The sequence below is a fragment of the Rhodanobacter sp. C01 genome (genome assembly GCF_002001045.1).
GTDB lineage: Bacteria > Pseudomonadota > Gammaproteobacteria > Xanthomonadales > Rhodanobacteraceae > Rhodanobacter.
The window spans coordinates 1-11,141 of the sequence record NZ_MUNR01000002.1 but is presented as its reverse complement, the minus strand read 5'-3'; the positions used below and the strand labels follow the sequence as shown (position 1 = coordinate 11,141).

The window sequence follows — 11,141 nt, the reverse complement described above, 5'->3', positions numbered from 1 at the left end:
GTTAAAGAGAGGGCAGGAGGGAGAGAGCGCGAGAGAGGGAGGAGGGAGAGAAGAAGGGGAAGAGAAGCTTTAACTATGAGTGCTGGCTACTCAGCTAGCGCTCGACTAGGGACTGGGACAACACCCGAGCCCCTCGCAAGAGAGAAAGCGTACGCGAGGCCACAGGCGAGCCGTGCGCCTTTTACAGACCGCCGTAGGCAAGGGCTGACAAGTAACCTTAGTCGCCAGCCGAAGAGCTGGCGACGACCGGTTTTATGCTGGCAAGCAAAAATCCGAAGGGATGGAGACATCTCACCCCAGTCAGTCAATCCTGACACTGCAAGGTGAGTTCATGAGCAGAGGGCCAGACATCGAGCGTGCCGAGCCAGAAGTGATACGAGGCGATCATTCGATGAACTGTTTCGCTGGTCGCGTAAGACGCAAACAAGGGAACGTGTCGGGCCGATCTCTTTTTGCTGACACGCCGAGCACTGGCAACGCATTGACCTAGCTTGCCAAGGTCAGCTTTTTTCATAGCGATGGCTGACCCACAACGTTGCTCAGGGCGTCTGAACAAAACACGGCGCACGTCAGGTGGTAATCCACTGCAGCCTGAGGATCAACGGCTTCCAACTGATCAGCCACCTGTTTGACAGTACCCTGAGGCTTCCCCGCTGAGTCATGGCACTGACCATCAAGGCCACACAAGGCGTCATAGATCGGAAAGCCATCTTGATTGATCCCGCTCAGCGGGATATCCGAATCACCGCTTTCACGCTTCATGGCTGCCAAAACAGCCAACGGCTGAGTAGCCGACTTGCTCCACTGCGACGGCGGGTAAGGCGAAGGACGGCCAATGATGTTGCCTGCCTTGTCAGTACAGATCACACCGCACTTGTAGCCGTAACGACGGATGTCGACTTGACGAACATCCGTCATAGCGACCGATACCTGTTGCACGGTGCCCTGGTCGCCTAGTGTTCCATTGAAGCAACGGCCGTTGGCACAGGTAAGTGCATAGACCGGATAGCCTTCGTGGTTGATAGCGGTGACCGACAGCATAAGCTTGGAGCCGTGCTTGGCAGCTATCTGCCAGGCGACCTTGCTGTCGGTGGTTGCGAACGACAGGGGATGACCGTCCACGCCTGTGCCGTCGGCTTCGACAGCGGGTAGATCCATGTCCTGCGCTGAGTCAGCCGTTGCGGTGGTAGCAGCCGGCTGTTGAACGGTAGAGGATTGCACCGGCACGCTTACTGTGCCGGCCAGAGTAGCGACGACCTGGGCCGACGCGTCTTGGTCGGTGGTCCCATTGGTAGCAGGGCTGTTGTCCACTGGGACCGTTACATCACCGGATGCCGAGTTGGAGTTGATACTCTGGTAGCCAAGGAAGGCAACGGTAACGCAAATGACGATGACACACAGGAGGATCAGTGTCCTAGTTTTCATTAAACTATTTTCCTTCAATGAGTCATTGGGAATGGATCGAGCGGTAGGTAACTCCGCATGACCGCCTGGCGTCGAAGCGAACACCGCAATGAACAACATCCTTCTTCGGTCGGAGTCAGCTGATCATTTGCGAAAGTGCATCAACTGTATCCGTCGCCGAATTCACGGCGACAGATGTTTTCTTGCACAGAACGCCATTCGGATATGCAGCTCGCCCATTAAACTCAAATTTGCGGTTTGTACTGGGAATAATTGTTCATTGAGTTTTGGACGATCAGCTGAATTGCAGTTCCGACAGAGTTGTAGCCGTATGCAATATCGTCGGTGTGGCCATCTTTGTGAACCATCTCAGCGCCTGCGTAGACTAAGCTGGGTGTGTTGTCATCGGCGACTGTCCACTGAAACAACTCATCTCCTCTGACGACGGGGTTCAGACCAATCGCTTGAATCTGCGCGCCAACACTCTTTTCTAAGTTCCTGAAATAGTCCTCTTTGCCAGCCGTTTCTTTTGCAAGCTCGTCTTGGTCAGACTTGATCAGGGCAGACACATCAACAATCCGGTTCTGTATTCCTGCCGTGTCATTCTTGTCTTGCTGAATACTTGCAGCACTCTGAGCTATGCCTGACTGCAGCAGTCCGATACTTCTTTGCAGCTCGTAGATGGCACTTTGACTGGCTGATGTGATCCCGTTTTCGTCTCTCGTCAGTTCCGCTGACAGCGCGCCATTCTGGCCAGCCTTGGTGGATAGGGAGAGATGCTCACTCGCATCTCTGGCGATGGTGGATAGATCTGCGTCATTGAACGAGTCCGTTGGAAGGCTGGCGCTTATTCGATTTGTCGTGCTTATGATTGAGGTCACGTCCCCGGACTTCAGTGCCAACAATTCTTCGGACTGGTCTTGCAACTTGATCTTCTCAGCATCAACGTTGGCTTGGGCATCGGGATTCACGATGCCTGCGTTGAGCTCGGTAAGTTTCTTTTGCTCGCCGTCAATCTTGGTTTGCAGGGATGTCATCCCAGCAATGTAATTGCCTTCGAGGCACTGGATAGTTCCCTGCGAGGCGGCCAACTTCTTATCGTCAAGCGATTTGTAGTAGTCCGCCACACCGCTTAGTTCGCAGCGATACTCGACGATCAGTCGGCCCCTGCCATCTTTGACCGTATCCCACTTCGTAGATGTGCAGATTTTTCGATGGTCGAACGCTTGCCCGATCTTGTACGACGGATCGGCCGGGATGATGGCGTTCTGGACGGCGGCTACTTTTCCTCCGGAGCAAGCGGCCAACGTCGAGGCGATGCCGAACAATAGTGCCTTCTGGCTGACTCTCAAGAGGATCACCCTTCCGGATGGGGGGGCGACCGTGGTTATGCGCTGTCATGGATGGAATTCCTTTGCGTTAGTTTTAGCTTGGCCTTGCGATCCTTCGGTGATCACGATGTGGCACAGACGTACCCTTGACTGGGGGCGAGGCGGTATCCCTGCGTAGCGGCTACCCGCACCGCCAGCCAGGTAAAGGAAGCGACCACAACCGTCAGTGCCGCCAACCCCAGCACACTCGTGCCGAGGTCGACGTTGTCGTTGAACCAACTGAACACCAGCCAGGAGACGAAGCCGCCTATCCACAGCTATCTCGCGCGGCAGGATGATGCGAGGGCCGAAAGGACCCCGTTATGGGGTATTACGCACTCGGTGTGGCCGCCGCACGCGCCGCCAGCAGATGCTTGGCGTCGGCATAGATGAAGATCTTGCTGACGGAATAGAGCACTGTGGCAAGGATCAGCACCTGATCGTCAGTGCTGATGGCCACGAATAGAACGACTGCCTGGACGAGCCATGTGATGTACTTGGTGTAGACATTCCCGCGTATGATGCCGTCAGCCGTTTTGTTCACGAACTTCTTGTAGAGCGAACCCAGCTTGGTGCTGGCGAAAAGCTTGCGGCCCAGCAGGCCGGCAAACGTGTAGACACACAGAGCGATGTAAACCCATTCGATGACCGAACTAATGACGTTGTTGTCCATGTATTTCCCCTTGGTAAGGTTGACGGTTGGCTATGCCTGGTGAGGGCTCGTTCCAGCTATACGCAGCGAATGCATTCGCTCGTGATGATCCTTTACGTCTTTCCCCCTGATTGACCCGCGACCTGAGAGCTTCGAGCCGTCTCAATACGGTTTAAGGATACCTGTGTAGCAGGTATAAATCCTGAATTACCTATAACCAGTACTCAGGTATAGCTTCAGTGACCGTCCCATCCAGGTCCGGTCATGAAGCGAACATCCCTCTACAGTGAGCGCCACGCGGTGCTGGTCGAATACCTGCGCGAGCTGAGAGTGCTTCGCCACCTCACTCAGGCGGAGGTGGCTGAAGCCATCGGAAGACCCCAGACCTACGTATCAGACGTTGAGAAGGGCAAGCGTGGCCTTGACTTGCTGCAAATACTCGATCTTTGCGACGCCTATGACGTGCCGTTTCCCGCGTTTTCAGCCGAGCTAGACGTGCGCTTGAAAAAGCTTGAGAAACCCTCCAAACGCGGACGCCACAAGGCGAGCAAGTCCTGAGCTGGCGCGAACCATGGGCTGACCAATGTTTGGGTGCCTCGCACAGATATGCGCCCGAGCGTCAGGCAGGTCACCCACTTCCTCTCAAGCGAGCAGTTTCAACGCTTCATCCCACGCCTTTTGCTTTAGCGCCGCGCCTTGGCCGAACCAGGCCGCGTCGAGGCGATGACCATCGCTGCGAGCGCGGCGATGGTGATCAACGAACTCCGTGACGCCGTTCACCAGACCCCACGCCGTCCCAGCCGCAGAGGTCAGATTCGAGCCTTTCCCTCTTCCTGCGAGGAGCTGCTGTACTGACTTGGCTGCGCGGTCATTGACGACTGCCATACCGCGCGCCGTGACGTTTGCAGCCGGGTAGGTCAGCACGCGCTGCAGGAAGGCCTCCGTGGTCTTCGCATTGACCCTGCGCTCAGACATCGCCTTCATCTCCATCATGAAGTCGTCCCATGACGCCACCGCTATACCGAGCTGGCGCTTGACCGCCTGGGCGTCGAACTGGCTGCGGTGTGGCACCTTCACGGCCCCTGTGCCCTTTGCAAGGGCGACGGCCAAGGTGTTGTTGCAAACCACCCGAACTGAAGTGAATTGCGCTGTGGTGGCCAAGGTGCCGTCGCAGGCCGTGGCAAGCAGCAGATAGCCGTTGACCTGGTCGCGGCCCTTGAGCGACACGGTCTGGCCCGTCCGGGCGAGTGCCCAGAACTTCTTACCTTCCTTTAAAACACCCGCCGTTTCAAGTTCGAAGCCTCCGATATCGGTGAGGTCGCGATAGAACTCCAAAATCTCGGCCGGCTGCACTACCTGATAGCGTTTGGACACGATTGCCAGCGGGGCCTTGGTGTCAGAGCGGTACAAGACCTTTTGCTCAGGGAATGTGCGGATGGCATCGGCATCGCCTGCGGCGAAACGCACGTCCGCCGCCTCAATACGCCAGTTCATGCCGGCCTGCTCGGCCCAGACTTCGAGCGGCTGATCGCGGGCCAGCTGTTGACCCAAGCCGTGCCAGGGAACTTCGTTGACGTAGGCCATGGTTTGTACGAGATGCATGACAAAACTCCTTTTTGGACAGGTGAACGCATAGAGCCCGGCCAAAGCCGGGCTCTATGCGTGATGGAAGGAAAAGAGAGAGGTGATCTGACTCGATGTCTCGGTCAGCTCAGGGAACTGCTTGGTGCGAAGTCTGCTACGTCAAGCGCGTAATTCGTGGGATGCAGACAACGTCTTCGCCAGCCCCGTGAAGAGCCGACAGATCCATCGTCCCGACACTCAGGCCACGCGTTGGCGTTGCTAAGATTGCGGACCCGTATGAAATTGTGCCCTTCAGTTGGTCATCAAGAACATGCAAGACCGTGAAAGCTGCGGGAGGTGGCACAGCATGTTGCGACCGGCAGAACTCGACCCATTTGAGCCGGTCGTGAACGGCCGCCTTCAGGAAGCGTGGTGACGACTGGACGATGACTTCAGCGGTGTCCGATAACGCCCGAGCTCAGGCGCGGCATTTTAGGTGTAGAAACCCTTTACGGCTTTCGCAGCATTGAAGCTAAACCCAGACAGCCGACAGCGCCGAAAACAAGTGTCAGCGCGACCCTGCCCCAGTCGGTGATCGACGTGACATGGAGGCCATAGCCCTCGTCTACCGTGTGCGCGGTCAGCCCGAAGTGTAGCGACAATACCAAGCTAACCAGCGAGCTGGCGAGGATGAGTAAAGGCCGAGAGGGCTTCTTCATGCTCAGTGGCGGCGACCCGTTATGGATTCGTCGACTATGCGCCTGAATTCGACATCTTTGGCTTTCCAATCGGTCTCGGCCGCAAGCGCCTCGTTTTCGGCAACGTCCGTATCTTGCGTTGCGGGCGGCCTGTTTCCGCGAAGGGAATGGGACGTCAGGAGCGCAAAGAACGAAGCCTGTTTGCGAGTGAAAGCGCGACGTTCGTTGTTGAGCGCAGTCTGAATTTCGCTTTCTGTCTTCATAAACGCCACCTCAACCGCGGAGTGCATCACGCGTGAACAGACTGCGCGCAATCCGGCGTTATGTCCAACCGGAATATTATCACCAGAATTCGTGTTCGACGTTGGCTATCCGGCACCTTGATCTAGGCCGCAGCGGGCCGGGTTTGGCTGGTGGGCACCCGTGCGGAAAGGATCGCGGGGTCAGCGTCGTAACGGACGACATTCGATACTGAGGAGTCAGCGACGATCGTCCGTATTCGAGCAGGCCGGTTACAAAGCTAAAGTTCCGCCGCCAGCATCATGCAAATGTTCGAGCCGCGATGGTTGCGGATTGGTTGATCCGCACCAACGGATCTCAGGCCAGCACTGGGAAAACGACTCCGGCATGGCTGAGCTAACGTCAACTGGGATGGTCTGACTAGAGACGCTCGAGTACTGGGATCGTCTTCTCTATCTCGTCAATGAGCTGAGTGGAGCCGGCCTGCAGCGCATTCACCACACTCGAGGCTTCTTCCAAGGAGGCAATATGCGTTGGATACGTGCACGTCAAGGTCATAATGCGAATGATTTTTCCGTAGGTTTCAATCACCTTTGGCGCAGCAGCCGAGCCAAGATCAGGAAGGAGCCCCTTGAACTTGTCGAAAGATGGCATCGCCAAATTTCGCCCAAGGTTCACCACGGTGGCTACTTCGCGCGCATTTGTCATTCGAACCTGCAGAAGCTTTGATGCTGTCTCGTTGATCGTCTTGAGCACTTCTCTAACTGTTACAAGATCGCCGATCAGCGCCGGAGCGATCGCATGTCGAATACGTCGAACCTTGTGCCAGTCTCGCCATGCCTGCGTCAACGAAATCGCCAGAGCAACCACCACCGCGCCCACAGTGCCAAGCGCAGTGACTATTTCCCACACATCGGAAGCGGGTTTGCAAACGCCGGTCATTACCAAGTCCCAATAGGGGAACGCCCACGAAATGCCGGGGCCCATCTCGCTGAGCTTAGCGGCTCGGCATGAGTTCAGCGAATGACTGCCCTCCGGAACTTAGACAGAAGCTGTGACTGACTCTTCCTGGCCGGTCAGCGACCCTAGGCTTGCGGGGATTACTCGGTGGACGTTGACCTACCCATAAGAGCCGGTCGCGTCTGCGCTCAACCGTCGCAGCCTGCCCGGCCGTCACCTGGACCGTAAGGACCATACTGCCCCGCGCGACAGACTATCGATCAACTATTCCCATAGTTGACAAGCTGGAAAGCTCCTAGTATCTACTACACCCATAGTAGATAGCGGGCAAACAGACGCCATGAAGATTTCCCTCACCGATCGCGAAACTGATGTCATGCAGGCGTTATGGGATCACGGGCCATCGCTAGTCGCCGAAGTCCGCGAACAATTGAGCGACAAGCTCGCCTATACGACCGTGCTCACCGTGCTGCGCACGCTCGAAGGCAAAGGCTATGTAGGACACGAAGAAGAGGGTCGCGGGCATCGCTACTTCGCAAGCGTCAAGCAGCGAGCCGCACGCAAGAACGCCGTGCAGCATCTGACCGACAAGCTGTTCAAGGGTTCAGCCGAGTTGCTCTTTTCGCATCTGGTGTCGGAGCAAAAGCTCAGCCACGAGCAGATACGCCGCATGCGGCAACTGCTGGCCGAACGCTCCGACAAGGAGGAGCCGAGATGATTGGTTGGGTGATGTATGTCGCCCTGGTCGCGCTCACTCTGAGTGCGGCGGCGCTTGCGGCCGAGCGTGCGGCAAAGGTCCGCCGGACCGCAACGCGGTGGGTGTGGATGGCAACGCTGGCCGGTTCGCTGGTGCTGCCGACGGTGGTTGCCACCGTGTCGATTCGGCTCCCCGACGCCTTCAAGTTCGCCAATGCGTCGACGTCGATTGTCCTGCGCGACACAACATCAATACCGATGCTGCCGGCGCTGCTTGACCTCGAGGGTGCACAGCCATACGCGACATCCGCCCACGTCGATACGCTGTTGCGCGGCATATGGGTAGCGGCCTCCGTGCTGATGTCGCTGATCCTCGCACTAGGCTCCGTGCTTTTGCATCGGCGCAAGTGTGGTTGGAGCGAAGGACGCCTGTGTGGCGAACGTGTCCTGGTCGCGCCGGACGCGGGGCCGGCCGTCGTCGGTCTGATGCGCTCGCGCGTCGTCGTGCCGGCGTGGTTGCTGCAAGCGAGCAAAGAGCAGCAACAATGCACGATCGCCCATGAGCGCTCGCATCTGGATGCGCGCGACCCGCAGCTCGTCGCACTTGCTCTGGTGCTGCTGACGCTGATGCCCTGGAATCCGCTACTGTGGTGGCAGTTCCGCCGTTTGCGCCGTGCCATCGAGGTGGACTGCGACGCCCGCGTCCTGAAGGGTGGGCAAGACGTCGGTGCCTATTGCGAGACACTGATCCAGGTGGGCCAGCACCAATCGAGCCGCATCGGTGTGGTACCAGCGATGTCTGATTCCGCATCGTTCCTGGAATTGCGGATTCGGCACATGCTGCGCAAGCCGAAAAAGTGGACACGCGCGTCGGCGGCGGCACTGGTATGCGCTTCGCTGGGCATAGCGGTCTTTGCGACGCAGGTAACGCCGCCCGATACAGGCCACCGGGATGCTAACGCCCCGGTCGTGCTGAGCAGCGATATGCTTGGCAGCTACACAGGCTATTACCAGATCAGCCCCATCTCGCTCGTTGCTGTGACGCGCGCCGGCAACGGTCTCACCGTCAGCATCAGCGGGCAGATCGCAGCGTCGAAACCATTTCACATCGTTCCCCTCGGCGAGACCCGGTTCGCTGTGGAGGGCAAGGACGCCGCCACCGTGCGCTTCATCACTGACGCCGGTGGCCATGCCTTGCGACTGGTCGCCTACCAGAACGGACGCGATGTTCTCGACGTGCCGCGCATCGACAAGGCTGCCGCCGACCGGATCAATGATGCGCTTGCAGGTCGCATCAAGGCGCAGAAACCGTTCCCGGGCAGCGAGAAGGCGTTGCGACTGTTGCTCAGCGATCCCGACAGCGGCGCCGGCATGAGTACTGACCTGGCCCGGGCACGCACCGAACAGAAGGCGACGAGAGAGAAGTATCTCGCCGAGCTCGGGCCGGTCGAATCGTACACGTTCACAGGCGTCAGCCAGTTCGGCTCAGACACCTACCTCGTCAAGCGCCAGCACGGTACGGAAACGGTATTTCTGGTGCTCGACGAGAAAGGAACCTTGGTAACCGCCTTCCGACACCGTTGAGTCCGTTTCACAGACGGTTTGCCCTGATGGTCCTCATGCTGGGGACCTGACCGACACCCTGCCTGCATCCGATCCACCTGTGGCCAGTTCCGGATGGCCGCAACTAGACCCCTGTGCCCGTGTTCCCCGTCAGGAGTGATGACATGAAACGTACAGCACCACGCTACGCTACCTTTCGACCGATCACTATTTGGCTTGTGTTGGCAGTATGGATCGGCATCGGCCCTCTGTCCGCGCACGGCGCTAATCTGAAGCCGGGCACTCACGCCGGCACGCTACAGGGAGCTCTCTACCGTATCGATATCCCGGCAGACTGGAACGGCGACCTGATCATGCTGATGCACGGCTACCAGCCTGTGGGCGCGCCGATCAAAACGCCAATGACGGCAGCTGACGCGACGCCCGATTTTCTCAAGCTCGGTTACGCAGTCGCGCAGAGCCAATACGCCTCGCAAGGTTGGGCCGTAGGCGATGCTATCGTCGACAACGAACGTCTGCGCCAATACTTCATTCGCACTTTCGCCCGTCCGACCCAAACCTACATTTACGGGTTCTCGCTGGGCGGCCTGGAGACTGCGGCAAGCATCGAGCGCTACCCGCATGTCTACGCTGGCGCGCTCGTCATGTGCGGTGTGACCGTCTCGACACCCGAACTCATATCGCGCGCCGTGGTCACACCGCTGGTAGCCTTCGACGCACTAATTCCAGACATCCTGCCCGATCTGGCCGCTCCCGACTCGCCACGGTTCATATCTCCAGCTGTCTTCGATAAGGCGCTGCAAGCGCACCCAAAGCAGGCCGCCTTGCTGGAAAAGCGTATGCAGGGCTCACCAGAAGCGCCGGCCGGTTCACTGATGCTCTATTACATGGCGCTGCGTGAATTCGAGCAGCGTGCTGGCGGCATGCCGGTTGACAACCGCAGGACCGTTTATCACGGGTTTGGCGACGATGCTGCCTTCAACCGCAAGGTGCATCGCTATGCCGGCGCGCCCTCTGCCATGGCCTATGCCCGCCGCAACGTGACATTGACCGGCCGTATCGACGTGCCGCTGGTGATGCAGTGGAACGTCTTCGATCAAACCATCCCCTCGCGATTTCATCCGATCTATCCTGACCAGGTTCGTGCGGCGGGAAACGGCAAAATGCTCACCGTGCTCGCGCCGGTCGGCAATGGACACTGCAATTTCACCGACGAGCAGATCTCTGCAGCGTTCAAGACTCTGGTGCGCGCGGGGGTAACCGGAGGACATTGATCCAATTGCAGGCACCGCCAAGTGCGGCATTTCGATGCGTATGCATCCTACATAGGCGGTGGCTTGGCCGAAGGGAAACCTCGGCGCCGATTTTCATCCGAACGGCAGCTAATTGCCTTCAAGTTGAGCGAAGCGAACGACCGGAAATGGCCGAACTGAGACATTCCGGATATGCCAAACGAGATGACGGCACCACCGGGACGGACATCCGCATCAGGCGCGACGCGAAAGAGGGCGTCGGCCACCCGGAGATAGCCGACGCCACTCAGGGCTCGTCTCGCGCCGGGATTCGACCGAGTCCTGCAAGTACCACTTCGTCTACCTTCTTCCGTGTGGAGTACTCGCAGCATTCGCGCCAGGAGTCTTCGTCCCACTCACAAGACGCGACACGATCGTCATACAACGCCTCGAACTCTGCCGCTCAATTCTTCGCGAGGTTGTGGAACTCGTAACTGTCGTTGGGCCGGAAGCGGGCGAGCGCCATGTTCCATGCGATCTCCACGACCGTCTCGATGAGCTTGCCGTGCATGTGGAGCGTGGCCCTGTTCTCGGCCAGTCGTTCGCTGTAGTTCTTCATGCACGGGCCTCCCTTGCGCGCAGGTAGTCGTGAACGCGATAGAGCCGCTCGATCCCGGGCGTGTTGTCCTCAATCCACTCCTCAGGCCTTCCGTTTCCTCGTGCGCTCTCCATCAGGCCGGTCTCATCCAGTTCACCATGGGTG

General features: G+C 58.2%; 11 protein-coding genes. 4 read left to right on the top strand and 7 right to left on the bottom strand.

The window, feature by feature from the left end; translation table 11 throughout:
• Positions 1-510 precede the first annotated feature (510 nt).
• From B0E50_RS00080 to B0E50_RS00070, 3 genes are all read right to left on the bottom strand, one after another.
• A complete protein-coding gene (locus B0E50_RS00080; protein WP_077438959.1) occupies positions 511-1,425 on the bottom strand; it encodes a hypothetical protein in 915 nt (304 codons plus the stop codon).
• A gap of 224 nt (positions 1,426-1,649) precedes the next feature.
• Positions 1,650-2,756, bottom strand: coding sequence for a hypothetical protein (locus tag B0E50_RS00075; RefSeq protein ID WP_139350690.1), 1,107 nt, complete (start codon positions 2,754-2,756; stop codon positions 1,650-1,652).
• A 349-nt stretch (positions 2,757-3,105) separates the two neighbouring features.
• Entirely contained in the window at positions 3,106-3,447 is a 342-nt protein-coding gene (locus tag B0E50_RS00070; RefSeq protein WP_077438955.1) for a hypothetical protein, read from the bottom strand.
• A gap of 243 nt (positions 3,448-3,690) precedes the next feature.
• Between B0E50_RS00070 and B0E50_RS00065 the strand changes: the two genes are divergently transcribed.
• On the top strand, positions 3,691-3,984 hold the full coding sequence (locus B0E50_RS00065) for a helix-turn-helix transcriptional regulator (RefSeq protein WP_077438953.1): 294 nt from the start codon (positions 3,691-3,693) through the stop codon (positions 3,982-3,984).
• 84 nt (positions 3,985-4,068) lie between these two features.
• On the opposite strand, the gene B0E50_RS00060 is transcribed toward B0E50_RS00065, so the two are convergent.
• From B0E50_RS00060 to B0E50_RS00045, 3 genes are all read right to left on the bottom strand, one after another.
• Entirely contained in the window at positions 4,069-5,028 is a 960-nt protein-coding gene (locus B0E50_RS00060; RefSeq protein ID WP_077438961.1) for a DUF932 domain-containing protein, read from the bottom strand.
• Between the two features lie 682 nt (positions 5,029-5,710).
• Positions 5,711-5,950, bottom strand: coding sequence for a hypothetical protein (locus B0E50_RS00050; RefSeq protein WP_139350689.1), 240 nt, complete (start codon positions 5,948-5,950; stop codon positions 5,711-5,713).
• A gap of 397 nt (positions 5,951-6,347) precedes the next feature.
• Positions 6,348-6,914: a hypothetical protein gene (locus tag B0E50_RS00045; RefSeq protein WP_077438947.1), complete on the bottom strand. Its 567-nt coding sequence runs from the start codon at positions 6,912-6,914 to the stop codon at positions 6,348-6,350.
• A 313-nt stretch (positions 6,915-7,227) separates the two neighbouring features.
• Between B0E50_RS00045 and B0E50_RS00040 the strand changes: the two genes are divergently transcribed.
• The 3 genes from B0E50_RS00040 (at position 7,228) to B0E50_RS00030 (ending at position 10,420) form a co-directional block, all read left to right on the top strand.
• On the top strand, positions 7,228-7,605 hold the full coding sequence (locus B0E50_RS00040; RefSeq protein ID WP_077438945.1) for a BlaI/MecI/CopY family transcriptional regulator: 378 nt from the start codon (positions 7,228-7,230) through the stop codon (positions 7,603-7,605).
• On the top strand, positions 7,602-9,167 hold the full coding sequence (locus tag B0E50_RS00035; protein ID WP_077438943.1) for a M56 family metallopeptidase: 1,566 nt from the start codon (positions 7,602-7,604) through the stop codon (positions 9,165-9,167). The genes B0E50_RS00040 and B0E50_RS00035 overlap by 4 nt, the downstream gene beginning before the upstream one ends.
• A 143-nt stretch (positions 9,168-9,310) precedes the next feature.
• On the top strand, positions 9,311-10,420 hold the full coding sequence (locus tag B0E50_RS00030; RefSeq protein ID WP_077438941.1) for a hypothetical protein: 1,110 nt from the start codon (positions 9,311-9,313) through the stop codon (positions 10,418-10,420).
• A 421-nt stretch (positions 10,421-10,841) separates the two neighbouring features.
• On the opposite strand, the gene B0E50_RS18095 is transcribed toward B0E50_RS00030, so the two are convergent.
• Entirely contained in the window at positions 10,842-10,997 is a 156-nt protein-coding gene (locus tag B0E50_RS18095; protein WP_168170753.1) for a hypothetical protein, read from the bottom strand.
• Positions 10,998-11,141 lie beyond the last annotated feature (144 nt).